This window comes from Amycolatopsis sp. NPDC031561 (assembly GCF_055580625.1).
Window position 1 is genome coordinate 320,794 of sequence record NZ_JBVILA010000004.1, and the last position, 24,510, is coordinate 345,303.

The window sequence follows — 24,510 nt, forward strand, 5'->3', positions numbered from 1 at the left end:
CTTCCAGGGCATGACAAAGCTCGTGGGTGAGCTTCGCAGGTGGTGTGTCAGACCCCGGTTAGCGGGTGCGCTTGACTTCGCCGCGGAAGACCGCGTCCAGGTCGTAGCGGGCGACTTCTTCGAGCTGGGCGTAGGTGCAGGAATCCGGTTCGCGGTCGGGACGCCACCGCTTGAACTGCGCGGTGTGGCGGAACCGCGACGGATAGCCGCCTTCCGTGTGCTCGTAACCGACCTCGACCACCTTCTCCAGCTTCAGCGGCACCCACGGGGCTTCCTTGGACTTCCACCGGGTGATCCCGCCGGGGATCCGCTGCTTTTCCCGCACGTTGTCACCCAGCCAGGGGTGATCGGCCCCGTCGGTGATCAGCGGCGCCAGTTCCTCGGCCAGTTCACGCCGCCGGGTGACCGGGAACGACCCGACGACGCCGGGGTGGTGCAGCACGCCGTCCTCGTCGTAGAGCCCGAGCAGGAACGAGCCGACCATCTCGCCCGCTTCGCCGTCGACGTGCCAGCGCAGGCCCGCGAGCACACAGTCGGCGGTGCGCGAGTGCTTGTACTTGAGCAGGACCCGTTTGCCGGGGGTGTACGGCTCGTCGAGCGGTTTGCCGATGACGCCGTCGAGCCCGGCGCCCTCGAACAGCTCGAACCAGTGCCGCGCGATCACCGGATCCGAGGTGGCCGGGGTCAGGTGGATGCCGCCCGAAGCCAGCTTCTCCAGCCGTTCGCGCCGCTTCGACGTGGGTTCGTCCAGATAGGACTCGTCGCCGAGCGCCAGCAGGTCGAACGCGACGAACTCCGCCGGGGTCTGTTCCGCCAGCAGCTTGATCCGGCTTTCGGCGGGGTGGATCCGGTCGGTGAGCGCGTCGAAGTCCAGCTTCCCGTCCCGGCCGACCACCAGTTCGCCGTCGAGCACGATCCGCTCGGGCAGCGCCGCCTTCAGCCGCTCGACGACCTCGGGGAAGTACCGGTTGAGCGGCTTCTCCGAGCGGGACTGCAGGGTCAGTTCGTCGCCGTCGCGGAAGACCAGGCAGCGGAAGCCGTCCCATTTCGGCTCGAACAGCAGACCACCGGAATCGGGGATCGCCTTCGCCGGTTTGGCGAGCATCGGTTTGACCGGCGGTGTCAAGGGAAGCGACATGACGGCCATTCTTGCCACAACGACGCGCTCAGCGCACCCGTTGCGGTGCTCCCGTGTCGAGTTCGAGCCGGACGGCGGTGGGCAGCACGGTGACCCCGAGCGATTCCCGCGCGCGGGCCAGGACGGTGAGGTCGAGCTGCTCCCACACCCGTTTCAGGTCGGTGCCCTCGCTCAGCCAGAGGGTGATCCGCAGCGCCGGGTTGTCGCTGTCGCCGACCGCGCGGACCCGGGCGCGCCCGACACCGTCGATCGTCTCGGCGTCGGCGCGGACGGCCTCGGAGATGGCCGAGGAGGTCACCACGAGGTCGTCGTCGAGTTCGAGGTCCGGACGGCCTTCCGGGCGCAGCGATCGGAAGAACCACCACAGTCCCAGCCACAACAGCAGGACACCGAGCACGATGGCGCCGATCCGGGCGGCCAGCGCGTTCTGCGAGAGCCAGTCGAGCGCGATCGGGTCCACGAGCGAGCGGTTGGCCCGATACGTGCCGAGCCAGCCCGCGCCGACCGCGACCACCGCGGCCCCGCCGAGCAGCGCGAGCAGTCCGATGAGGACGGTCAGGGTGCGTTCGGTGCCGGTGGACCGGCCGAGCGCCTTGGCGGAGACCGAACGGGTCATCGGCGGTCCTTCGGGGAGTCGACGACGACGGACACCTTCGGCCGCCGCACCAGGGGGACGTCGTCGAGCAGGCCGGAGACCGTTTCCAGCAGCCGCGGCCGCAGCTCGCCTTCGGTTTCCAGCCTGCTCGTCGCGCGGACGCGGATCTTCTTGGCGGTGGCGGTGACCTTGGCGCCCGCGACGTTGTCCTGCGCGCGCACGGTCAGCCCCACCAGCCTCGCCAGCGAACGCGGCGAGGTGGTCACGCTGACCTCGTTCGCCGGATCGGCCAGCCGGATGGCCCGCCGCCCGGCCGAGGCCGCCGCGACGATCAGCAGCAGGCCTACGACCGCGACGGCGATCGCGAGGTACCGGACCTCCGGCGCGCTCCAGGACACCTCCGAGAGCCTGTCGCGCCAGTCGTCCCACGGGAGGAAGAGCGGTCCCCGCCCCGGCCGCCACCAGCCCCAGCCGACCTCCAAGGCCAGCAGGACTCCGGCGGCGGCCAGCGCCAGCCCGATCAGGGCGGACAGCAGGCGGACGAACAAACGCATGCGGATGCTCCTTAGCGGACGCGGGGCGCGATGTCGGGCAGGAGCGCGGAGACCTTCACCGAGATGTCGCGGACCTGGTACGAGGTGATCCGTTCGACCTCTTCGGTGACCCGGGCGCGCAGGTCGCCGACGACCCGCCGCACCGGTGCCGGATAGTTCAGCGCCACGTCGAGCACGAGGTCGACGTCGTTGCCCTCACCGCCGACCTTCGCGCTCGCGCCGTGTGTTCCCAGCCCGAGTCCGGCGATCCGCCGCTCGGCACGCGTGGTCCCGTCGACCTGGTCCGCCGCGTGCTGCGCGATCTTGCGGACCACGGCGGGCGCGATGGTGAGGGTGCCGCGATCAGCGGTGTCGTCGGGGTCGGGCGGGACGGTCATTTGTCGCGGCCCCGGCCGAACAGGTCGCCGAGGTCGAGTTCGCCGTCGAGTACCCGGCCGAGGACGAGGCCGATGACGCCGACGGCCAGCGTCACCAGGAACGCGGTGAAGCCCTGGGTCGCGGCGAGGCCGAGGATGAGGCCGGCGAGCAGGCCGGTCTGGGTCCCGTTCATCATTCGACCCGCGAGGTCTCGGTCTCGCCGCCGTTCTCGTCGGGCAGGTGGATGTCGTTGACCGCGATGTTGACCTCGATCACCTCGAGGCCGGTGATCTGCTCGACCTGGCCGATCACGTTGCGGCGCACCGCCCGCGCGACGTCGACGATGCGCGCGCCGTACTCGACGACCACGTCGAGGTCGATCGCCGCCTGCTTCTCGCCGACCTCGACCGAGACACCGGACGTGGTGACCGTGCCGGAACCGGGGATGCGTTCGCGGATCGCGCCGAAGGCCCGCGAGACGCCGCCGCCCAGCGCGTGGATCCCGGTCACCTCACGGGTGGCCAGACCGGCCACCTTCTGCACCACCACCGACGAGATCGTGGTCTTGCCGGCGGCTCCTTCTTCGTTGAGGGACGACCCCGCGATCGGGGTGTCGGGCCTGCTCGCGATCGGCTGCGCCATGAAGTTCGCTCCTTCTCGCACCGGTGCCGCGCGACCTGCGCGCGCGGTGGTCCCTACGCTCTCACCGACCAGGACATGCGCGCATGCCGAGTCGTCCCGCCATGTCACCCGAACGGGGTAATCACTTCCGGGGTTCAGCCGACGGTGAGCGGTCGGTCCAGCTGGTCGTGAGTGGCGATTCGTGTCCTATCGAGCCGAAAGCCAAACGTGTCCTGGCGGCGGGCACCCGAACGCACCTGTGGCCCGAGGAACACCAGTAGTCACGGACGGGGCCGCGTGAAGGCTCCCTTCGCGTCAAGCCCCGCTGGGGTTCTGTGCCTCCGGCCCCGCTTCGGGATGTCTCAAAGGGGTCCTTCAGGACGGTGAACGTCCCAAAGGGGGCCTTCGAGACACGACGTCGAGTCACGCCCCCGCTGACCCGCCGGTGAGCGGTCGGTCCAGGTCCGGGGTCAGTCCGGGTGGACGTCGACGACGTGGACGTTGATCGCGGGCGGGGACGAGCCGAGCTGACCGGTCAGCGCCGCGGTGACGCGGTGGCGCAACAGTTCCGCGGCCGACGCCTCGACCCCGAACCGGACCGTCACCAGCACTTGGAGGACGTCGTCCTCGAGCGCGACGGCCGAGACGTGGACCCCGCCGAGGTCGCGGCCGATCTCGGCGGCGACCCTCCTGGTCATCAGCACCAGAGCCCGTTCCGACACCTGGGTCTTCCCACCCGCCGAGGGCAGATCGAGCGGCGCCGTGGTGTGCCTGCCGCGAACCCCGCCGACCGAGCGGAGCACCCGTTCGACGAGCCCGGGCGGCGTCGGCACCGGACGGCTCGCGGCGGCGCGCACCTGCTCCCACCGGGGGTCGTCCCGCGGATCCTCGCTCATCACCGTTCCCCGGGTCGGAAGTTGTCGCCGAGCTTCGCCAGCAGCGCCACCCTCGCGCGGTGCAGGCGGGCACGCAAGGCGGGCACGCCGACCTCGAGGACCTCGGCGATCTCCTCGTAGGTCATCCCCTCGAATTCTCGCAGAATCAGCGGGATCCGCTGGCCGACATCGAGTTCGGCGATCGCGCGCAGCACGGTGCCGACCTGTTCGGCGCTCACCACATGCCCCTCCGGACCAGGCACGACGCCCGCGTCCCCCTCGTCGAGCGGCACGGTCGGTTTCCGGCGCCGGACCTGGCCGAGCGCGCCGTTCGTCGTCACCCGGTAGAGCCAGGTGGACACCGCGGATTCGAACCGGAACCCGGGCAGCGCGCGCCACGCGGAAAGCCAGGCCTCCTGGACGACGTCCTCGGCCTCCGACGCGCTGCCGGTGATGCGCAGCGCCACGCGGTACATCCTGGCCGTGTGCCGCCGGACCAGGGTGTCGAAGGCACCGTGGTCCCCGGCGGCGGCCCGGGCCGCCAGCTCCTCGTCCGGAACCGGCGCGGGCTCGCTCACCCGCCCTCCCGGCGGCGATAGCGGAGCATGGTGAAGCCGTCTTCGAAAAGCACGGACGCGAGATCCATCCGCCGCGGTTGCGGGGCGGGGCGGCCGTCGGCGATCCTGCGTTCGCCCGCGCCCGCGAGCAGGGGAGCGACGGTCAGGCACAACTGGTCGACGAGGTCGGCCGCGATCAGGTCGCCGAACAGCATCGGGCCGCCTTCGCAGTCGACGCGATACAGCCCGCGCCCTGCCAGGAGTTTCAGTGCCTCGTGGAGGTCGACGTCGTCGGTCCCGGCGACGAGGACTTCGGCGCCCGTGCGCTCCAGTTCGGCTCGCGGCGCCTTCTCGGTGGTGATGACGATGGGCGGGACTTTGGTGTCGGTGAACAACGGGCCCGCGGGGTCAAGTTCACCGGAACGGGTCACCACCGCGATCGGCGGAACTTCGGACAGCCCGAGCGAGACCCGGCGGGCGGCGCGTTCGGGAGTGATCCGCGCGCCGCGGTAGCCCTCGGCGCGCGCCGTGCCCGCGCCGACCAGGATCACGTCGGAAAGCAGCCGTCCCATCAGGAAGATCCGCTTGTCGGCGGGGTGCGAAAGCCCCTCGGACAGCTGGTCGACCGCCGCCGCGCCGTCCGCGGAGCTGACGAAGTTGACCTGGACCCAGGGTCGGGTCAGGTTTTCGGGATACCCGTAGAGCCGTTCCAGGTCGGCGTCGGAGACGGGATCCGCCGGTGTCGTTGGCCACAAAAGCTGCACACGACCATCCCAGCACGCGCCCGACGGCACCGCTGAGCGGGGGATACGCCCGGTCAGGGAGGGTGAACGGCCGCCGCCGGTGCCGTTACTCTCGGCGAATGCCCGCCCGCCTGATCGATCGCCGTCCGGAGCTGTCCGCCGACGAGCTGATCACCGCGCTCGTCCCGCCGCCCCGGTTCGACGCGGTCCGGTTCTCCACTTACGTGCCCAACCCGGACGAGCCGAGTCAGGCCGCGGCCGTCGTCGACTGCGGCGCTTTCGCGAAGCGCGTGGCGGAGGCCGCGAACCGGAAGCCGAAGTCGAAGCTGCGCGCGCTGTTCGGCGGCGGGGACGACGCGCCGGCCGGGCCGATGGGGCTCTACCTGGACGGCGGCTTCGGCGTCGGCAAGACGCACCTGCTCGCCTCGGCGTGGCACGAGACGCCGTCCCCCAAGGCGTACGGCACTTTCGTGGAGCTGACCCACCTCGTCGGCGCCCTCGGTTTCGCCGAAGCGGTCCGGCGGCTGTCCGAGCACCGGTTCCTGGCGATCGACGAGTTCGAACTCGACGACCCCGGCGACACCATGCTCGTCACCAGGCTGCTGCAGGAGCTGATTTCGGCCGGGGTGTTCGTGGCGGCGACCTCCAACACGCTGCCGGACAAACTCGGCGAAGGCCGGTTCGCCGCCGCGGACTTCCTGCGCGAGATCCAGTCGCTGTCGGCCCGGTTCGGCGTCTGCCGCGTCGACGGCCCGGACTACCGCCACCGTGGCCTGCCCGACGCGCCGCCGCCCGCGAGCCCGGAGGAGCTGGAAGCCTCCGCCGCCGCGCATCCTGAGTCCACTGTGGACGACTTCGACGCGTTGTGCGGGCACCTCGGCGAGCTGCATCCTTCGCGCTACGGCAGGCTTCTCGACGGCGTGACCCGCGTGCACCTGCGCGACATCCACCCGGTCCCCGACCAGAACGTCGGACTGCGGCTGGTCGCCTTCGCCGACCGGCTCTACGACCGCGCGATCCCGCTGGTGGTCTCGGGTGAGCCGGTGCCGCTGCTGTTCACCGAGGAGATGGTGAACGGCGGCTACCGCAAGAAGTACCTGCGCGCCGTCAGCCGTCTGACGGCACTGGCGCGCGACGCCGTGCAGCCCAGGTGAGCAGCGTCCACGTCGCGCACACGGTCGCGATGGCGAACAGCGTGCCGCCCACGACGTCGGTCAGGTAGTGATAGCCGAGGCCGATCATGCCGATCGTGACACCGCCGAGCACCACCGCGCCCACGACCGCGATGACGGCCGTCGCGACCCCGGGGCGGGCGAGCAGGACGAGCACGGTCAGCACCGCGACCAGCGCGACGGTGTGCCCGCTCGGGTAGGCGAGATAGGTGTTCTTCCAGCGGTCGAAGAGCGGTTTGAGCACCCAGGTGTTGGCGAGGATCGCGATGAGCGGGCCCACGATGGTCAGTACCGCTTCGAGCTTGTGCCCTCCTGACAGGCACAAGGCGACGGCGAGGACCGCGATCGGGATCAGGACGTAGGCCTCGGTCGGCAGGACGAGGAGTCGCAGCACGTCTTCGCCGAAGGTGCGCTCGACCCACTTGACGGCGAGTTCGTCGGGGCCGGAAAGGCCTTCGCCGGAGACCATCAGGCCGAGGACGACCATGAGCACGGCGCAGGTCACCGCGACCAGCCCGTACGGTGCTCTTCCGCTCATCCGGCGAGATTACGTGACCACCCCACGGGGCTGAAGGGGACTTTCCCCACATCAGATGCGGGGAAGGGCCCCTTCAGCTCGCGGCGAAGGCGGCGAAGTCCTCTTCGGTCTGATCCGCGTATCGCACCGCGTACGCCCCGATGGCCTCGTCGAGGTCTTCGTCGTCCTCGAAGTACCCCGCCAGCATCTGCGGATGCAGTGACCGCGTGTGCGCCCGCGCCAGCAAAGCGCCCGCGAGGCGGCCGTAGTCGTCGAGGTGGTCCTTCTTCAGCTCCGCCGGGTCGATGTCGCCCTTGAGGTTCCGGAACTGCCGCACGATGTACGGCACGCCGTCGATGGTCGTCCAGCCGAGCAGGATGTCCGTCTCCGCCTGCACGAGCCGTGCGCCTTCGACGATCCGGCGCCCCTCGTGTTCCGGTGAAGGCAGCCCGAGGTAGGGCGCCAGCGCCGACGGGTTGGCCTGTTTCACTTGCAGGACAAGGTCTTCACCGGAGTTCCCGTGCAGCAGCGCGACATAACTGCGCAGCCCGACACTGCCGGTGCCGACCACCCGGAAGGCCACATCGGACACCCGGTACCGCGAGATCAGCGTCCGCCGCGACTCGCGCAGGGTGTCGACATACGACACCAGGCCGGTGACGACGGCCTCCGCCGTCGCGTCGTCGACGTGCGTGAGCACCGGCGGGTCTTCGACGAACCGGTGCCGTTCCAGGCCGGTCTCGTGGTCGTCGATCCGCCTCGTCCACTTCGCGGTGACCTTGGCGCTGGTGTTCTTCCGCGCCTTCTCGGCCGCTTCCTCGAAGTCGTCGATCAGGTCGTGCGCCTTCACCTTGCTCAGCACCGACGCGTCCGGCAGCGCGTTCCACGCTCGCAGGAACGGCAGTTCCGCCAGCCCCCGGATGGTGCGCCGGTAGGACTTCACCGCGTCTTCGGCGGCTTCGCGGCAGCCCGATTCGCCGATACCGCCCTCGCGCCCGGCCAGCACGAGACTCGCGGCGAGCCGTTTGAGGTCCCACTCCCACGGCCCCGGCACGGACTCGTCGAAGTCGTTGATGTCCATCACGATCTGGCCCTCGGGAGTGCCGTAGAGCCCGAAGTTCGCCGCGTGCGCGTCCCCGCACAGCTGCGCCGTCAGCCCGGACGCCGGCGAGCCCGCCAGATCCGCGGCCATCAGCCCGGCCGTGCCGCGGTAGAAGGTGAACGGCGACGCGAGCATGCGCTCGCGCCGCAGTTCCACCAGTTCCGGCAGGCGGCCTTCGTTGCTCCGGGCGAAGAACTCCGCCACCCCGGGCCGTTCCTTGCCGGCCGCCGCGTGATCGTGCTCGGCCGACGGCGCCTTGTCCCGCAGCGCCTTGCCCCTCGCGAACCAGTCCTCCGGCGACACCGTCTCGGTGCCGACCAGCGGCCGCTCCACCCACTCCCGCTCGTCTCCCATGGACAGCCAACGTACCGGCCGCCCGAAAGGTTCACCGGGTCTTGACGACCTCCGTGATCGCGTCGATACCGCGGTCGAGTTCCTCGCGGCTGATCACCAGCGGCGGCGCGATCCGCAGGGTGTGGTCGTGCGTCTCCTTGCACAGGACGCCGCGTTCGGCCAGCGCGGTGGACGCCTCCCGGCCGGTCGGCCCGCCGGGCGCGATGTCGATGCCCGCCCAGAGACCGCGGCCGCGGACCTCGGCCAGGCCGTTCCCGACCAGTTCGCCGAGCCTGCCGTGCAGGTGGGCGCCCAGTTCGCGCGAGCGTTCCTGGAACTCGCCGGTCTTGAGCAGCCCGACCACGGCCCGGCCGATCGCGCAGGCGACCGGGTTCCCGCCGAAGGTGGAGCCGTGCTCACCCGGCTTCAGCACGCCGAGCACGGCCTGGCTGCCGACGACGGCCGAGACCGGCATGATCCCGCCGCCGAGCGCCTTTCCCAGGGTGTAGACGTCGGCGCGGACTTCTTCGTGGTCGAGCGCGAGGACGGTGCCGGTGCGCGCGAGGCCCGACTGGATCTCGTCGGCGATCAGCAGGACGTCGTGCTCGTCGCACAGGCGCCGCGCCTCGGCGAAGTAGCCGGTGGGCGGCACGATCACGCCCGCCTCGCCCTGGACCGGCTCCAGCAGGATCGCGGCGGTGCGCTCGGTGATGGCGTCGCGCAGCGCGTCGGCGTCGCCGTACTTGACGGTGACGAACCCCGGCGTGAACGGGCCGAAGTCGGCGCGGGCGGTCTCGTCGGTGGAGAAGGACACGATGGTCGTCGTCCGGCCGTGGAAGTTCGAGCCCGCGACGATGATCTCCGCGGTCCCGTCGGGGACGCCCTTGACCTGGTACGCCCACTTCCGGGCGATCTTCACCGCGGACTCGACGGCCTCCGCGCCGGAGTTCATCGGCAACGTCATTTCGGTACCGGTCAGCTCGGCGAGTTCCCGGCAGAACAGCCCGAGCTGGTCGTGGTGGAAGGCGCGGGAGGTCAGGGTCACCCGGCCGAACTGCTCGATCGCGGCGGCGATGAGCCCGGGGTGGCGATGCCCGAAGTTCAACGCGGAATAGCCGGAGAGGAAGTCGAGGTAGGTCTTGCCCTCGACGTCGGTGACCGAAGCGCCCTCGGCGGTGGCGATCACGACGGGCAGGGGGTGGTAGTTGTGCGTGCTCCACTGCTCGTCGAGCGCGATGAAGTCGGCGGTCGTCATGCGTTCAGGTTAGATGCCCTTCTCGTGGACTTCATCCGGGAAACGTTGCTTTGACCCGTTGTTCGTTGCGTATCGCCTCCTTCGGGTGGCGAAATCATGCATCGGAGTACTTGATCACCGCAGGCGCGGGGCGCGGACCGCGGTTATCGTCGCCGGATGGCGAAAAAGGACCACGTCTCCGTGCGGGACGCGCTGAGGATCGGCAAGGGGACCGAGCGGCACGATCCGGGCTCGTTCCCGATCGGGCCGCACAAGAAGCCGAAGGCGCTCAAGGGCCTCGCCGACTCCGGCGGCAAGCTCGCGAAGCTGCAGGAGGCCCTCTACGCGGAGGGCGTCGGCGGCGGAAAGCGCAGTGTCCTGCTGGTCCTGCAGGGGATGGACACCTCCGGCAAGGGCGGCACGGTCGGGCACGTCCTCGGCCTGGTCAACCCGATGGGCGTGCGGTACGCGGGGTTCAAGAAGCCGACCGCGGCCGAGGCACGCCACCACTATCTGTGGCGGATCCGCAAACAGCTCCCCGTGCCCGGGCAGGTCGGCGTCTTCGACCGCTCCCACTACGAGGACATCCTGGTCCCGCGCGTGCAGAAACTGGTGCCCGCCGCGGAATCGCGCAAGCGCTACGCCGAGATCAACGAGTTCGAACAGGAGCTGGCCGACGCGGGCACCACCGTCGTGAAGGTGTTCCTCGACATCTCGCCGGAGGAGCAGCTGAAGCGGCTCAAGGCGAGGCTGGAGACCCCGGCGAAGTGGTGGAAGTACAACCCCGCCGACCTCGACGCGCGCGCCCAATGGAACGACTATCAGAAGGCCTACGCCGACATCTTCGCGAAGACCTCGACGGCGAACGCGCCCTGGTACGCCGTTCCCGCCGATCACAAGTGGTACCGCAACTTCCTGGTCGCGCGGCTGCTGATCGAGACGATCGAGGAGATGGACCCGAAGTTCCCCCAGGCCGACTTCGACCCCGAGACGGAACTGAAGAAGCTGGAAGGTGTTGGCGTTCCCGGTTGATCGTCTGAGAGAGTTCGGACGTGACCGACACCAGCCTCGAAGATCTCCCATTCCTCCGCCGTCAGGCCCGCACTCAGCGCTTTACCCTCGGCGCGCCGAAAGAGTTCAAGGTCGCTCCGGACGGCTCCCGCATCCTGTTCCTGCGCGCCGAGTCCGGCACCGACCCGCGGCACAGCCTGTGGTCGTTCGACGTCGTTTCGGGCGAGGAGACGAAGCTGGTCGACGCGGCCGAGCTGCTGCCGGGTGAAGAGGACCTGCCGCCCGAGGAGCGTGCTCGCCGCGAGCGCAGCCGCGAGACCGGTGGTGGCGTGGTCGGCTACGCGGTCGACGACGCCTTCACCGTCGCCGCGTTCTCGCTGTCGGGCAAGCTCCACACCCTCGACCTGGCCACCGGCGCGGTGTCCGTGCTGGTCGACGGCTCGGTCGTCGACCCGAGGCCCAGCCCGGACGGCACCCACGTCGCCTACGTCCGCGACCGGCGCCTGCGGGTGATCGACCGCGCCACCGGTGAGGACCGCGTGCTCGCCGGGGAAGACGGCGAGGACATCACCTGGGGGCTCGCTGAGTTCATCGCGGCCGAGGAGATGGACCGGACCCGGGGCTACTGGTGGTCCCCGGACGGGAAGAGCCTGCTGGCCGAGCGGTCCGACCGCGCCGCCGTGCCGCGCTGGACGATCGCCGACCCGGCCAACCCGCAGTCGCCGGCCACCGTGGTCGCGTACCCGGCGGCGGGGTCGAAGAACGTCGACGTGACGCTGGCGATCATCGGCCTCGACGGTGCGCGCGTCGACGTCGCGAAGACCGACTGGGAGTACCTGGCCGCGGTGCACTGGTCGGCCGCGGGCAAGCCGCTGCTGTCCGTGCAGTCGCGTGACCAGCGCACCCTGGAGATCCAGGCGGTCGACCCGGCGACCGGCGCCGTCGAGGTCCTGCACACCGAGACCGACGAGTGCTGGGTCGAGATCGCCGCGGGTGTCCCGGCGTGGACGACCGGCGGACGACTGGTGCGCGAGAGCGCCGCCGACGGCGACCACCGGCTGATCGTCGACGGGGTCGCGGTCACCCCGCCGGGGCTGCAGGTGCGTTCGATCCTGCACGTCGGCGACGAGGTGCTGTTCAGCGCGTCGGAAGCCGATCCGACGCAGATCCACGTCTTCCGGACCGAAGGCGGCGAACTCCGCCGTCTGTCCACTGAGGACGGTGTGCACGTCGGCTCCGGCAACGCTTCGCTGACCGTGCTCTCGTCGTGGAGCCTGGACCGCAGCGGCCCGGTGGTGACCGTCGTGTCCGGCGAGACGACCGTGGCGCGCATCGGTTCTTACACCGTCGATCCCGACGTCGTGCCGAACCTGACCTGGCTGACGCTGGGGGAGCGGGGCCTGCGCGCCGCGCTGGTGCTGCCGACCGGCTACGAGGCGAGCGAAGGCAAGCTGCCGGTGCTGCTCGACCCGTACGGCGGCCCGCACGCCCAGCGTGTCCTGCAGACCCGCAACGCCTTCCTGACCCCGCAGTGGCTGGCGGACCAGGGTTTCGCGGTGCTGGTCGCCGACGGCCGCGGCACGCCCGGCCGGGGTTCCGCCTGGGAGAAGGAGATCGCGGGCAAGCTCGCCGACGTCACCCTCGCCGACCAGGTCGACGCCCTGCACGCGGCGGCCGCGCTCCATCCGGAACTGGATCTGGAGCGGGTCGCGATCCGCGGCTGGTCCTACGGCGGCTACCTGTCCGCGCTGGCCGTGCTGCGCCGTCCCGACGTCTTCCACGCCGGTATCGCGGGCGCCCCGGTGACCGACTGGTCGTTGTACGACACGCACTACACCGAGCGCTACCTCGGGCTTCCGCAGGAGGAAACGGCGTCGTACGAGCACAACTCGCTGATCGCCGGCGCCGGTGACCTTTCGCGGTCGCTGCTGATCGTGCACGGTCTGGCCGACGACAACGTTTTCGTCGCCCACTCGTTGCGCCTGTCGTCGGCACTGCTGGCCAAGGGGCGCGCGCACGTGTTCCTGCCGCTGGCCGGCGCGACGCATATGACGCCGCAGGCCGAAGAGGTCGCGGAGAACCTGATGCGCACGCAGATCGACTGGATCGTGCGTGAGCTGTCCGGTGACGCGGTGAAGAGCGAGGAGAACGCATGAAACGGTGGGGCATCACGATTCCGCTGACCGGGGTGCCGCTCGCGGCGCACAAGGAGATGGTCGAACAGTTGCCCGACCTCGGCTACACCGACGCGTGGTCGGCCGAGACGGCGGGCAACGACGCCTTCACGCCGCTGGTGCTGGCCTCGCAGTGGGCGCCGCAGCTGCGGCTGGGCACCGCGATCGTGCCGGTGTACACCCGCGGACCCGGCCTGCTGGCGATGAGCGCGGCGACCGTCGCGGAACTGGCGCCCGGCCGGTTCGTGCTCGGCATCGGGGCGTCGTCGCCGGTGATCGTGAAGAACTGGAACGCCGCCGAGTTCGAGGCCCCGTTCGCGCGCTCCCGTGACACCCTGCGGTTCCTGCGGTCGGCGCTGGCGGGGGAGAAGGTCACCGAGGAATACGAGTCCTTCTCGGTCAGCAAGTTCCGGCTGGAGCGGCCCGCCGACCCGCCGCCGTCGATCATGCTCGCCGCGCTGCGGCCGGGCATGCTGCGGCTGGCGGCGAAGGAGGCCGACGGCGCCATCACCAACTGGCTCGCCGCCTCCGACGTGCCGAAGGTGCGGGCCGAAATCGGTCCGGACACCGAACTCGCCGCGCGGATCTTCGTCTGCCCCACCGAGGACAAGGCCGCCGCGCGCGGGCTCGGCCGGATGCTCATCTCGAGCTACCTGACCGTGCCGGTGTACGCGGCGTTCCACGACTGGCTCGGCCGAGGCGAGGCTTTGGCGCCGATGCACGAGGCGTGGGCCGCCGGCGACCGGCAGAAGGCCAACCAGGTCATCCCGGACGAGGTCGTCGACGACCTGATCGTCCACGGCAGCCTCGATTCCTGCCGCGAGCAGGTACAGTCCTATGTGGACAACGGGTTGACGACGCCGATCATCGCCTTGCTTCCGACGGGTGAGGATCCTTTCGCGCACGTTCGGGGTCTCGCTCCCCGCTGACGCGTGTCATGAAAGGGGCTTTCAGGACATTTTTCGTCCTGAAAGCCCCTTTCATGACATCCCGGGAGGGCTCACGCGGTGTTGAACAGCTCTTCGTACCGCGAAGCCATCATGTGCGACCCCTTGATCTCCGAGGTCGTCGCCGCGTCCAGCACCCCCACCTCCTCGGCGTAGGTCGCGCCCCCGGAAGGCCCGAGCGGCAGCGAGATCATCGGCCCGCCCGGCGTGTGGGTCCGCAGCTCGCCGCCCTCGATCAGCGCCCGGATGTTGGCCACGACGACCTCCGCGTGGTCACCGGCCACCTTCGCCAGCTTCCCTTCCGGCAGCGCGGTGATGTCGCCGAGCGCGAACACCCGCGGCTGCCCGGGAAGCCGCAGGTCGGCGGTCACGTCCACCTGCCCGTTCGCCTGCCGTGCGCCGGCCAGCTCACCGTCGAGGTACGCCGTGTGCGGCGCGCCCCCGTAGCACTGGAACCACAGGTCGGCGGTCACCTCGCCGCCGCCGGTCAGCGCGGCGGTGAACGTCTTCGCCTGCCCCGGTTCCGAGACCGGCGGCTCGGCCAGCGAAGTGCCGAGCAGGAGCTCGACGCCCAGTTCGTCGAGCTGACGGCGGATCTCCGTGCGGAACTCGTTCGGGAAGCCGGGCAGGATTCCCGCCGCCGGGTCGACGATCGTCACGGCCTTCTCCGGCCACACCGCCTTGATCTCACCCGCCAGCTCGAGCCCCACCGGGCCCGCACCGAGCAGCAGCACCTTCTCCGCGCCCGCGAGTTCTTCCCGCGTGGCACGGATCTTCGCCTTCGCCGCGGCGCTGTCCTGGAAGTCGATCTTCGCCGGGAACGGGTACGCCGAACCGGTCGCCAGCACGACGTAGTCCGGCGTGAGCCGCTCGCCCGACGCGAGGGTGACGCCGTTCTGGTCCACGGTCACCGCGCGGTCGCGGAGCACCCGCCCCCGCTCGAGCAGCCGGGCGTACGGGTAGAAGAGCCGATCCGTCCACTCGGGATCGACGAGCCCGCGCAACGCGGCGACGTGGTGGACGAAGTCCTCGCGCGGCTCGACGAGGACGACGTCGGTGAACGCGTCCAGTTCCTTCGCGACGGTGATGCCGCCGTATCCCCCGCCGATGACGGCCACGGTCGTGGTCATGAGACCCCCTAGTTCGTAGTACGTAATGTTGGTACTACGAACTACAGTAGTTCGTACTCCGAACGATCGTCAAGTAGACTAGGGAGCATGACCACGGCCGAAGACCTCGGATTCGCGACGGCGCTGGTGCGGCTCTCGCATCTCGTGCAGCGGGCTTTCATCGACGTCGGCCGGTCTCACGACCTCACGCCCCAGCAAGCGCAGCTGCTCTGCGTGCTGGCGCAGGGGGAGACCGGCGTCGGGATGACCGAGCTCGGCCGCCTGCTGAACCTGGAGAAGTCCAGTGTCACGGGCCTGGTGGACCGGGTTCAGCGGCGCGCTCTCGTCGAGCGGGTCGCGGATTCCTGTGATCGCCGCGCGCTGAAGATCACGCTGACCGAAGAGGGGCTCCGGCTCGCGAACGCCGCTCACGAAGGCGTCGTCGAGAAGCTGGAGGAGATGGCGGCCGGTCTCCCGGCCGAGCAGCGCGAGGCGATCGCGATGGCCGCGTGGCGGATGGTCCCCGAAGACTGACTCAGCGCCAGACGGCGGCGGCGAGCAGGAGCCCCGCCGCCGCGGCGCCGATCCCGGCGGCCATCGTGACGCCGACGTTCAGCACGGCGCGCGGTCGCGTCTTCTCGGTGAACAGGAGCAGCGTCTCGTACCCGAAGGTCGAGAACGTCGTGAGCCCGCCGCAGAACCCGACGGCCAGCAGCGAGCGGATCCCGTCCGGCTGGCCGCCGTACAGCGCCCAGCCGGTGAGGACGCCGAGGATCGCCGAGCCCACGATGTTGACCGCCAGCGTGCCCCACGGGAAGGCGGCGCCTCGCCATGCCCGCATCCGCAGATCGGTCAGGAAACGCAGGATCGCGCCGGTACCGCCGCCCAGTGCGACGAGGAAAACGGTCATTTCGTCACCGCGCGGGTGATTTCGTGGCCGGCGTAGACCGCCACCAGCGCTGCGGCCACCGTGCCGAAGGCGTACGCCAACCCGGTGAACGGATGCCCGGTCGTCACAAGATCGAGTGAGTCCGTCGCGTAGGTCGAAAACGTGGTGTAACCGCCCAGGATCCCGACCCCGAGGAACGGCCGCAGCAGCCGGTGCGGATCGGCCGCGGCGGTCAGCAGTGCCATCAGGACGCCGATCAGCAGGCAGCCGGAAACGTTGGTGGCGAAGGTCGAAAGCGCGAATTGGCCCCGCGAATGGGGGAGCGCGACCGACAGGCCGTAGCGGGCCAGGCTGCCCAGCGCGCCCCCCGCGCCGACGGCCGCGAGCACGTCCCATCGCGGTCGCGGGACGGATGCCGGTTCAGCCATGGATGGGAGCTTAGAACCGCTGTCCGGGTGAACTCGCGCCACGGTGTCGAAGATCGCTCCGCAGGTCGTTTTTCCCTGCTGGGCGGTGAATTTTCTCGAAACGTGTCGTAGGCTTGGCGACGCTCCAGGCCGATTTTCGGTCCGTCCGCTCGTCTGAGAAAAAGGTGGCAGGATGGCACAGGAACAGTCAGGTACGCAGGCTCCCGACAGCGGTTTGCTGCTGGAGGTCGAAATGATCCCGACCGCGGTCGACCGCGGGAAGGCCAACGGCGCGGCCGCCGACAACGACGGCAACGACGGCTGAGTGCCCGAAACGCCGACACTGGCTGACCTCGTGGCTCCGCTCGGGGTCAGCCAGTTCTTCCAAGACGTCCAGGGCGAGACCTACCGCCGTTTCGAAGGCCGCGCGGGCCGGTTCTCCGACCTGCTGCCGTGGCCGGCGCTGAACGCGATCCTCCGGCAGCATCGCCTGGAGTTCCCGCGGCTGCGCCTGGCGCTCGATGGCACTCCGGTGCCCATGGAGAGCTACACCGATCTCGTCCCCACTCGCCGCAGTGGCACCGTCCCCCGCCTGCAGGCCGCTCCGTTCACCGAGCACCTCCGCGGCGGCGCGACGATGGTGCTCGACGCCATCCAGGAACTCAGCGACCCGATCGGCGACCTCGCCAGGGGTCTCGAACACGACCTCCGCGAGAGCGTCCAGGTCAACCTGTACGCGGGCTGGGGCGTGACCCACGGCTTCGACGTGCACTGGGACGACCACGACGCGTTCATCATCCAGGTCGCGGGCCGCAAACGCTGGCGGATGCACGGCCCGACCAGGACCGCTCCGCTGCACCGCGACGTCGACCAGCCCGAGCGGCCCGGTGAGCCCATCGACGACTTCGTCCTCGAAGACGGCGACGTCCTCTATGTCCCGCGCGGGCATTGGCACGACGTCACCGCGGTGGGGGAGATGTCGCTGCACCTCACGCTCGGTTTCAGCCCGGCCACCGGGATCGACCTGGTGTCCTGGCTCGCCGACAAGCTGCGGGCGAGCACCGTGTTCCGCCAGGACCTCCCGAGGTTCGGGACGGAGGACGAGCGCGCGGCCCGTGCCGCCGCGCTGCGCGCCGAACTGGAAGCCACGCTGACCACCGACGTGGTCGGCCGTTTCCTCGCCGAGCGCGACTCGTCGGCCCCGGCGCATCCGCGTGTCGGGCTGCCCTGGGCGGCGACCTCCGGCCTGCTGCCGGACGGTGACGAGACCGAAGTCCGGTTCCTCGTCCCCCGGGCGGTGCTCGAAGAAGGCGACGGCCGGGTGACCCTGTTCGCGGACGGCAAACGGTTCGTGTTCGCGGGCGCCGCGGCTCCGCTGCTGAGAGCGTTGCTCGACGGGACTCCGCAGGCGGTCAAACGACTCGCCGAGCTGTCCGAACTCGATCGGGGGACCGTTAGGGCCTTCCTCGGCGAGCTCACCACACAGGGGCTTCTCTCCATCGGCTGAATGTCACAGGGGACGAGAAGTGTGAAGGTAGCCCGGACGGGGTAAGCTAAGGCATGCCTAAGGTCAAGTCCGGAGCGGTCGGCCGATGACCGCTCAGCTCTCGGACACCCCAGCGCCGCCCGCCGCGATGCCGGGCTGCGCCACCGTCGCGCGCATGCTGGGCGCGAGCCCCGCCGGCACCGCGGCCGACATGCGCTGCTGGCTGCTCATCGAGCAGCCGGGCCCCTGGCCCGCGGACGCGCTGGAAAACCTGCTCGACGAGGCATTCCCCGCCGAGCGCCGTGAGCTGCTCGAGAACCTGAGACGTTCGCACGGGCTCCGCCCGCTGCTGATCCGCCGTCCCGGCAAGCACCAGCGAGACCCGGATCGCCCCCGCGTCGTGTACGTCGGCGGGGGCGAGCCGGGCAACCGCTGGCTGGAGCGCCTGGAGATCCGCGATACGAGAGACCTGGCCGGACTGGACCTCGAAGCGGTCGCGAACGGCGTCGGCGGGCTCGGCACGCGAGTGGACGGTCCGCTGTTCCTGGTCTGCACGCACGGCACCAAGGACATGTGCTGCGCGGTCCTCGGCCGCCCGCTGGCCTCGGCGCTCAACGCCAACCACCCTGGCCGGTCCTGGGAGGTCAGCCACGTCGGCGGCGACCGCTGGGCGGGCAACCTCCTCGTGGTCCCCGACGGATTCCTGCACGGCCAGCTCAACCCGGCCGAAGCGGCGCTGGTCGCCAAGGCCGCGTTGCGCGGGCAGGTCGAACCGGAACAGCTCCGCGGCCGCACGTCCGCCAGGACGGCATGGGCGCAGTTCGCGGAGATCGCGATCCGGCGTCAGCTGAACCTGTCCGGATTGGACGACGTGCTCGCCGTCCAGGAGGAGCCGCTGCTCGAATCCGACGCGCGGGTGGTCACCGTGCGCGGCGGCGAGGATTTCTACTCCGTGACCGTGCGCCGCCGGTCGGCGACGCCGCGCGGGGAGAGCCGGTGCGCGGGTCTCATCCAGCCCGCCGGGTACGTCACCGACGAGATCACCAAGCTCTGAACCCTCGCGTTTCGTCCTCTAGTTGCGGTCCTTGCGCGTGCAACTACCGCAACTAGAGGACGAAACGCGGTGAAGATCACCCGCGTTCGAACACCTGTTTGACACCTGTCTAGAACATGTGTTCGACTGGCCGGGTGCGATGGGATCGACAGCGGGCGGACGGCGGCGAGCCGGTCCTGCCCGGATTGGACGGGCTGCTGCGCTCCGTGCGGGCACCCGAATTCGACGGCGTCACCTTTCACGAGGTGCACGCCAAGTCCGTGCTGAACAAGGTGCCCGAGGGTTCGGGGGTCCCGTTCGGCTGGACGGTGAACCCGTACCGCGGCTGCTCTCACGCGTGCACGTACTGCCTCGAAGGCGGGACGCCGGTCCTGATGGCCGACGGCCGGACAAAGCCACTCGCGGATCTCGCGCCCGGAGACGAGATCTACGGGACGCGCGGGCGCGGCGCGGGGCGGCGCCTGGTGCCCACCACCGTCCTCGCGCACTGGTCGACACTCAAACCTGCGTACCGCCTGACCCTCGACGACGGAACGTCCATCGTGGCCAGTGGCGACCACCGGTTCCTCACCGGACGCGGGTGGAAGCACGTCACGGGTTCCCGTTTCGGCGCGGCGCAGCGGCCGCATCTGGTCGGCGGCACCGAACTCGTCGGGGTCGGGAAGCTGGCCAGGACCCCGGACGACACCATCGGTTACCGCGCCGGTTTCCTCTGCGGAATGCTGCGGTCCGGGGGTTTCTCGGCCGAACAGGCCGCCGCGGACCGCGCGCTCAAGTACCTGCCCGACTTCGGCGCGTCGGTCGGCTTCGTGCAGGTGCCACCGTCACCGGATTCCCATTGGCAGCGCGGATTCCTGGCCGGGCTGTTCGACCTCGCCGGCAGTTACCGGCACGGCGCGCTGCGCGTCACCCACGACGAACAGGACATCGTCTCGACCTTCTGCGCCGCGCTCGACAACTTCGGTTTCCGATACGTGAAGACCGAAAACGTCAAGTTCCGTCCGTTGTGGACGGTTCAGCTGATCGGCGGCCCGGCCGAAGAGATGCGCTTCTTCCACCTCGCCGACCCCGCCGTCGGCTGGAAACGGTCCCTCGACGGTCTCGCCATCGGCCGGACCAGGCGGAAGGTGTCGTCCATCGAGGCGCTCGGCATCGAGCTGCCGCTGTTCGACATCACCACCGGCACCGGTGACTTCATCGCCGACGGCATGGTCACGCACAACTGCTTCGCGCGGAACACCCACACCTATCTGGATTTCGACGCCGGACGGGACTTCGACACGCAGGTGATCGTCAAGGTCAACGCGCCCGAAGTGCTGGCCGCGCAGCTGCGGCGGCCGAACTGGACGCGCGAGCACGTCGCGATGGGCACGAACACCGATCCTTATCAGCGCGCCGAGGGCCGGTACGGGCTGATGCCGCGCATCATCACCGCGCTCGCGGATTCGGGCACGCCACTGTCCATCCTGACCAAGGGGACCGTGCTGGCCAGGGATCTGCCGCTGCTGGAATCGGTGTCGAAGGACGTGCCCGCCGGGCTGGCGATCTCGCTCGCGTTGCTGGACGAGGATCTGCAACGCCGCCTCGAACCCGGGACGCCGACCCCGCGGGCGAGGCTCGACCTGATCCGCAAGGCGGCCGACGCCGGGCTCCCGTGTTCGGTGCTGGTCGCCCCGGTGCTGCCGTACCTGACCGACTCGGTGGAGGCGCTCGACGCCTTGTTCGCGCGGCTGGCCGAGGCCGGTGCCACGCGGGTCACCGTCCTCCCGTTGCACTTGCGGCCGGGCGCGCGGGAGTGGTTCGCGCGCTGGCTCGGCCGCGAACACCCGGAGCTGGTGCCGAAATATCGCGAGCTGTACTCGCGCGGCGCGTATCTCCCGAAGTCCTATCGAGAGCGGCTGGGGACACGCGTCGGCCCGCTGCTGCGCCGTCACGGCTTCGGTTCCCGTGCGGACGGCGGGGACCGGATGCAAGTGACGATGCCCGTGCAGCGTGTGGGGGAGGAGGTGGCGCCCGCCGCGGAACAGCTCAAGCTGCTGTGAACCGGATACGTAATGTGAATCTTCTTACGTCACAACGGATTCGGCCGTTCGGCTTAGTCACTTGGCGGAAATCCTTTTCGTGATTAATCTCGAAGGGACGAAGGCGAGGAGGTGCCTGTTGACCACCCGGACTGACCGCACCGCCGCTGTCCGCATCGCCTGGGCCGCGACCAAGCTGACCAGAGCGGGCAGACACCCCATCGCCATTGGCAGACTCGCCGCCACCGTCGGGATGGACCCCGCCGAGGCCCACCGGCTGATGGACCTGATGGGTTTCGTCATCCGTGACGGTCTGGTCGTGATGGACCGCGGCGCCCGGCCCGGTCCGGCCGACCGGCCGGGTTCCGACCTGTTCCGGGTGGACCTGTTCCTGCTGGCCGTCGCCACCGGCGAACCCGTGCACGCGGATTCGGTCTGCCCGGCGACCGGAGCGCGCGTCCGTGTCCACTTCACCCGGGCGCACGTGCTGAGCGTCGACCCGCCGCACGCCGTCGTCGCCGCGTCGCGGTTGCCGGGCGTCGACCTCACCCTCGGCCAGGACTACGTCGAGGCGCTGGTCTGCACCCAGTTCTTCGCCTCGAAGGAGGCCGCGGCGGGCTGGCTGCTGGAGAACATCGACGGCCGGGTCCTGTCCGTGCCCGACTATCTGGCGCACACCCGGCGGATGGTCGCGGCGCTGGAGGCCTGGCCGACGATCTGAGAACACCTGGTCGCGAGGCATCGGGGGCGATTCGTTAGCCTTTGACGTCGGCGCAGAGCAGTCGAACCGCAGCGCCGTCGAATCGCAGAATCGTGATGCCGAAGGAGAGCACCCGCAGTGCTTCGCACCCACAAAGCCGGCACCTTGCGTGCCGAGCACGCCGGTCAGACGGTCACCCTCACCGGATGGGTGGCTCGGCGGCGCGATCACGGCGGCGTCATCTTCATCGATCTGCGCGACGCCAGCGGCGTGAGCCAGGTCGTCTTCCGCGAGGGCGAGATGGCCGAGCGCGCGCACCAGCTGCGGTCGGAGTACTGCCTCCGCATCGTCGGCGAGGTCTCGAAGCGCCCGGACGGCAACGCCAACGCCGAGATCCCCACCGGCGAGATCGAGGTGCTGGCCACCGAGCTCGAGGTGCTGTCCGAGGCCGCCGTGCTGCCGTTCCCGATCGACGACCGGGTCGACGTCGGCGAAGAGACGCGCCTGAAGCACCGCTACCTCGACCTGCGCCGCAGCGGCCCCGCGGCCGCGATGCGCCTGCGCAGCGACGTCAACCGGGCCGCCCGCGAAGTGCTGCACGCCCAGGAGTTCGTCGAGGTCGAGACCCCGACCATGACCCGCTCCACCCCCGAAGGTGCCCGTGACTTCGTGGTCCCGGCCCGCCTCAAGCCCGGTTCCTGGTACGCGCTTCCGCAGTCGCCGCAGCTGTTCAAACAGCTGCTCATGGTCGGCGGGCTCGAGCGGTACTACCAGATCGCGCGCTGCTACCGGGACGAGGACTTCCGCGCCGACCGGCAGCCGGAGTTCACCCAGCTCGACATCGAGATGAGCTTCGTCGAGCAGGACGACGTCATCGCCCTCGGCGAGGACATCGTGACGGCGCTGTGGAAGCTGATCGGCGCCGAGATCCCCCGGCCGTTCCAGCGCATCACCTACGCCGAGGCGATGGAGAAGTACGGCTCTGACAAGCCGGACCTGCGCTTCGACCTCGAACTCACCGACATGACCGCGTTCTTCGCCGACACGCCGTTCCGCGTGTTCCAGGCGCCCTACGTCGGTGCCGTCGTGATGGCGGGCGGGGCCGACCAGCCGCGCCGCACCCTCGACGCCTGGCAGGACTTCGCCAAGCAGCGCGGTCACCGCGGTCTCGCCTACATCCTCGTCAACGAGGACGGCACGCTCGGCGGGCCGGTCGCGAAGAACCTGTCGGAGAAGGAGCGGGAGACCGTCGCCGAGGCCGTCGGCGCCAAGCCGGGCGACTGCGTCTTCTTCGCCGCCGGCAAGCCCGCCGACGCGCGTTCGCTCCTCGGCGCGACCCGGCTGGAGATCGGCAGCCGTCTCGGCCTGATCGACGAAAACGCCTGGTCGTTCGTGTGGGTCGTCGACTTCCCGATGTTCATCTCGGCCGACGAGTCCGACGACGTCGCCGTCGGCGGCGGCAAGTGGAAGGCGCTGCACCACGCCTTCACCTCGCCGACCCCGGAGTGGATCGGCAAACTCGCCGACGACCCCGGCAGCGCGCTGGCCTACGCCTACGACATCGTCTGCAACGGCAACGAGATCGGCGGCGGCTCGATCCGTATCCACCAGCAGGAACTGCAGAAGCAGGTCTTCGAGCTGATGGGCCTCGGCGAGGAGGAGGCGCAGGAGAAGTTCGGCTTTCTGCTCGACGCCTTCGCGTTCGGCCCGCCGCCGCACGGCGGCATCGCGTTCGGCTGGGACCGGATCGTCATGCTGCTGGCCAAGGCCGATTCGCTGCGTGACGTGATCGCGTTCCCGAAGACCGGCGGCGGATTCGACCCGCTGACCGCGGCCCCGGCGCCGATCACGCCGGAACAGCGCAAGGAGGCGGGCATCGACGCCAAGCCCGCGCCGCCCGTCAAGAACTGATGCTCCATCTCAGGGCCGTGTGCCCGCCGGACCGGACCGAAGAAGCGATCCGGATCCTGCGGGCACACCCCGGGACCGCGCACCTCGTCCTGCATCGCGGGGTGGCGGTCGCGCCCGAGGGCGACCTGATCGAGGCCGACATCGCCCGCGAGGCGACCGACGACATCATCGAGTCGCTGTGCGGGCTCGACCTCGACCACACCGGCGGGATCACCTTGGAGGCGCTGGACACCGCGGTGTCCGACGCCGCGGACAAGGCCGAAGAGGACGCGCCGGGGGAGGCCGCGGACGCGGTGGTGTGGCAGGAACTCGTCGGCCGCACGGGTGAGGAATCCCGGCTCACCTGGACATTTCAGGCGTTTCTGACCATCGCCTGCCTGCTGGCGTCGGTGGGCGTGATCACGAACTCGTCGGTCACCATCGTCGGCGCGATGGTCGTCGGGCCGGAATTCGGCCCGCTGGCGGCCATCGCGGTCGGGCTGGTGCTGCGGCGGGGTGATCTGGTGAAACAAGGCACCGTCGCGCTGCTGGGCGGATTTCCCATCGCCATGGTGATCACCCTCGGTGTGGTGCTGCTGGGCAACGCCACGGGAGTTCTCGAGGTCGGCAAGCTCTTGGACAACCACGAGGCGGATTTCGTTTACCAGGTGGGAATCGCGTCGCTGATCGTCGCGCTGCTCGCGGGCGCGGCGGGGATGCTTTCCATGACTTCGGCCAAATCCGCCGCCCTGGTCGGCGTTTTCATCTCGGTGACCACGGTGCCGGCGGCGGGCTACGCCGTGGTCGCCGCGGTTGCCGGTGAGTGGGACCGGTGCCTCTATTCGGCCGGTCAGCTGCTGGTCAATCTCATCGGAATCGTTGCAGCTGCGGCCATTGTGCTGATGTTGCGCCGTCGAGGGCAACGATCGAGGGTAACGGAACGTCCGCTTTCACGCGGATGAGTCCCAGATCGCGCCAGTGCGCGCGTTTGCCCGGATCTCAGTGGTCATGGTTGCTCAGTCAC

Annotated in this window: 27 protein-coding genes; 12 read left to right on the plus strand and 15 right to left on the minus strand. The window is 70.0% G+C overall.

The window, feature by feature from the left end; translation table 11 throughout:
• Positions 1–58: 58 nt before the first annotated feature.
• From ACZ5IK_RS13120 to ACZ5IK_RS13160, 9 genes are all read right to left on the minus strand, one after another.
• Positions 59–1,138, minus strand: coding sequence for an ATP-dependent DNA ligase (locus tag ACZ5IK_RS13120; protein WP_465487886.1), 1,080 nt, complete (start codon positions 1,136–1,138; stop codon positions 59–61).
• Between the two features lie 28 nt (positions 1,139–1,166).
• Positions 1,167–1,754, minus strand: a complete 588-nt coding sequence (locus ACZ5IK_RS13125; RefSeq protein WP_465487887.1) for an alkaline shock response membrane anchor protein AmaP — start codon at positions 1,752–1,754, stop codon at positions 1,167–1,169.
• On the minus strand, positions 1,751–2,287 hold the full coding sequence (locus ACZ5IK_RS13130; RefSeq protein WP_465487888.1) for a DUF6286 domain-containing protein: 537 nt from the start codon (positions 2,285–2,287) through the stop codon (positions 1,751–1,753). The genes ACZ5IK_RS13125 and ACZ5IK_RS13130 overlap by 4 nt, the downstream gene beginning before the upstream one ends.
• Positions 2,288–2,298: 11 nt before the next feature.
• Positions 2,299–2,664, minus strand: a complete 366-nt coding sequence (locus ACZ5IK_RS13135; RefSeq protein WP_465487889.1) for an Asp23/Gls24 family envelope stress response protein — start codon at positions 2,662–2,664, stop codon at positions 2,299–2,301.
• Entirely contained in the window at positions 2,661–2,837 is a 177-nt protein-coding gene (locus ACZ5IK_RS13140; protein WP_005157087.1) for a hypothetical protein, read from the minus strand. The genes ACZ5IK_RS13135 and ACZ5IK_RS13140 overlap by 4 nt, the downstream gene beginning before the upstream one ends.
• Positions 2,837–3,286, minus strand: a complete 450-nt coding sequence (locus tag ACZ5IK_RS13145) for an Asp23/Gls24 family envelope stress response protein (RefSeq protein WP_465487890.1) — start codon at positions 3,284–3,286, stop codon at positions 2,837–2,839. Before ACZ5IK_RS13145 ends, ACZ5IK_RS13140 begins: the two co-directional genes overlap by 1 nt.
• Positions 3,287–3,735: 449 nt before the next feature.
• Positions 3,736–4,161: a hypothetical protein gene (locus ACZ5IK_RS13150; RefSeq protein ID WP_465487891.1), complete on the minus strand. Its 426-nt coding sequence runs from the start codon at positions 4,159–4,161 to the stop codon at positions 3,736–3,738.
• Complete coding sequence (locus tag ACZ5IK_RS13155) at positions 4,161–4,718, minus strand: RNA polymerase sigma factor (protein ID WP_465487892.1); 558 nt, start codon at positions 4,716–4,718, stop codon at positions 4,161–4,163. Before ACZ5IK_RS13155 ends, ACZ5IK_RS13150 begins: the two co-directional genes overlap by 1 nt.
• Positions 4,715–5,461, minus strand: coding sequence for a pyrimidine reductase family protein (locus ACZ5IK_RS13160; RefSeq protein WP_465487893.1), 747 nt, complete (start codon positions 5,459–5,461; stop codon positions 4,715–4,717). The genes ACZ5IK_RS13155 and ACZ5IK_RS13160 overlap by 4 nt, the downstream gene beginning before the upstream one ends.
• A gap of 98 nt (positions 5,462–5,559) precedes the next feature.
• On the opposite strand from ACZ5IK_RS13160, the gene zapE reads away from it, so the two are divergent.
• Complete coding sequence (zapE, locus tag ACZ5IK_RS13165; protein WP_465487894.1) at positions 5,560–6,594, plus strand: cell division protein ZapE; 1,035 nt, start codon at positions 5,560–5,562, stop codon at positions 6,592–6,594.
• Here zapE and ACZ5IK_RS13170 read toward each other — a convergent pair.
• The 3 genes from ACZ5IK_RS13170 to rocD form a co-directional block, all read right to left on the minus strand.
• Positions 6,548–7,150 (minus strand): phosphatase PAP2 family protein, encoded by a 603-nt coding sequence (locus ACZ5IK_RS13170; protein WP_465487895.1) that lies wholly within the window; start codon positions 7,148–7,150, stop codon positions 6,548–6,550. The two genes, zapE and ACZ5IK_RS13170, sit on opposite strands and share 47 nt — an antisense overlap.
• Positions 7,151–7,223: 73 nt before the next feature.
• Positions 7,224–8,585 carry a DUF2252 domain-containing protein gene (locus ACZ5IK_RS13175; protein ID WP_465487896.1) on the minus strand — a complete coding sequence of 454 codons (1,362 nt, stop codon included), beginning with the start codon at positions 8,583–8,585 and terminating at the stop codon, positions 7,224–7,226.
• Between the two features lie 31 nt (positions 8,586–8,616).
• Positions 8,617–9,819, minus strand: coding sequence for an ornithine--oxo-acid transaminase (gene rocD, locus ACZ5IK_RS13180; RefSeq protein WP_465487897.1), 1,203 nt, complete (start codon positions 9,817–9,819; stop codon positions 8,617–8,619).
• 156 nt (positions 9,820–9,975) lie between these two features.
• Between rocD and ACZ5IK_RS13185 the strand changes: the two genes are divergently transcribed.
• The 3 genes from ACZ5IK_RS13185 to ACZ5IK_RS13195 are packed head-to-tail and all read left to right on the plus strand — an operon-like array spanning position 9,976 to position 13,912.
• A complete protein-coding gene (locus ACZ5IK_RS13185; RefSeq protein ID WP_465487898.1) occupies positions 9,976–10,830 on the plus strand; it encodes a PPK2 family polyphosphate kinase in 855 nt (284 codons plus the stop codon).
• Between the two features lie 20 nt (positions 10,831–10,850).
• A complete protein-coding gene (locus ACZ5IK_RS13190) occupies positions 10,851–12,965 on the plus strand; it encodes a S9 family peptidase (protein WP_465487899.1) in 2,115 nt (704 codons plus the stop codon).
• On the plus strand, positions 12,962–13,912 hold the full coding sequence (locus ACZ5IK_RS13195; RefSeq protein ID WP_465487900.1) for an LLM class F420-dependent oxidoreductase: 951 nt from the start codon (positions 12,962–12,964) through the stop codon (positions 13,910–13,912). The genes ACZ5IK_RS13190 and ACZ5IK_RS13195 overlap by 4 nt, the downstream gene beginning before the upstream one ends.
• Positions 13,913–13,983: 71 nt before the next feature.
• Here the strand turns inward: ACZ5IK_RS13195 and ACZ5IK_RS13200 are convergent, their stop codons facing one another.
• Positions 13,984–15,060, minus strand: coding sequence for an NAD(P)/FAD-dependent oxidoreductase (locus ACZ5IK_RS13200; protein WP_465487901.1), 1,077 nt, complete (start codon positions 15,058–15,060; stop codon positions 13,984–13,986).
• A gap of 87 nt (positions 15,061–15,147) precedes the next feature.
• Between ACZ5IK_RS13200 and ACZ5IK_RS13205 the strand changes: the two genes are divergently transcribed.
• The gene (locus ACZ5IK_RS13205; RefSeq protein ID WP_101606679.1) at positions 15,148–15,573 is read left to right on the plus strand and encodes a MarR family winged helix-turn-helix transcriptional regulator; all 426 of its coding nucleotides are present in this window, start codon (positions 15,148–15,150) and stop codon (positions 15,571–15,573) included.
• Position 15,574: 1 nt separating this feature from the next.
• Here ACZ5IK_RS13205 and crcB (ACZ5IK_RS13210) read toward each other — a convergent pair whose 3' ends face one another.
• Both crcB (ACZ5IK_RS13210) and crcB (ACZ5IK_RS13215) read right to left on the minus strand, forming a co-directional pair.
• Positions 15,575–15,949 (minus strand): fluoride efflux transporter CrcB, encoded by a 375-nt coding sequence (crcB, locus tag ACZ5IK_RS13210; protein WP_465487902.1) that lies wholly within the window; start codon positions 15,947–15,949, stop codon positions 15,575–15,577.
• A complete protein-coding gene (crcB, locus tag ACZ5IK_RS13215; protein WP_465487903.1) occupies positions 15,946–16,356 on the minus strand; it encodes a fluoride efflux transporter CrcB in 411 nt (136 codons plus the stop codon). The genes crcB (ACZ5IK_RS13210) and crcB (ACZ5IK_RS13215) overlap by 4 nt, the downstream gene beginning before the upstream one ends.
• Positions 16,357–16,528: 172 nt before the next feature.
• On the opposite strand from crcB (ACZ5IK_RS13215), the gene ACZ5IK_RS13220 reads away from it, so the two are divergent.
• From ACZ5IK_RS13220 to ACZ5IK_RS13250, 7 genes are all read left to right on the plus strand, one after another.
• Positions 16,529–16,660: a hypothetical protein gene (locus tag ACZ5IK_RS13220; RefSeq protein WP_255431246.1), complete on the plus strand. Its 132-nt coding sequence runs from the start codon at positions 16,529–16,531 to the stop codon at positions 16,658–16,660.
• On the plus strand, positions 16,661–17,842 hold the full coding sequence (locus ACZ5IK_RS13225) for a cupin domain-containing protein (RefSeq protein WP_465487904.1): 1,182 nt from the start codon (positions 16,661–16,663) through the stop codon (positions 17,840–17,842).
• 85 nt (positions 17,843–17,927) lie between these two features.
• Complete coding sequence (locus tag ACZ5IK_RS13230) at positions 17,928–18,875, plus strand: sucrase ferredoxin (RefSeq protein WP_465487905.1); 948 nt, start codon at positions 17,928–17,930, stop codon at positions 18,873–18,875.
• Between the two features lie 134 nt (positions 18,876–19,009).
• Positions 19,010–20,917 (plus strand): intein-containing Rv2578c family radical SAM protein, encoded by a 1,908-nt coding sequence (locus tag ACZ5IK_RS13235; protein WP_465487906.1) that lies wholly within the window; start codon positions 19,010–19,012, stop codon positions 20,915–20,917.
• A 118-nt stretch (positions 20,918–21,035) separates the two neighbouring features.
• Positions 21,036–21,617 (plus strand): organomercurial lyase, encoded by a 582-nt coding sequence (merB, locus tag ACZ5IK_RS13240; RefSeq protein WP_465487907.1) that lies wholly within the window; start codon positions 21,036–21,038, stop codon positions 21,615–21,617.
• A gap of 117 nt (positions 21,618–21,734) precedes the next feature.
• Positions 21,735–23,507 carry an aspartate--tRNA ligase gene (gene aspS / locus ACZ5IK_RS13245; protein ID WP_465487908.1) on the plus strand — a complete coding sequence of 591 codons (1,773 nt, stop codon included), beginning with the start codon at positions 21,735–21,737 and terminating at the stop codon, positions 23,505–23,507.
• Positions 23,507–24,448: a DUF389 domain-containing protein gene (locus tag ACZ5IK_RS13250; RefSeq protein WP_465487909.1), complete on the plus strand. Its 942-nt coding sequence runs from the start codon at positions 23,507–23,509 to the stop codon at positions 24,446–24,448. The genes aspS and ACZ5IK_RS13250 overlap by 1 nt, the downstream gene beginning before the upstream one ends.
• The last annotated feature ends 62 nt before the right edge of the window (positions 24,449–24,510 follow it).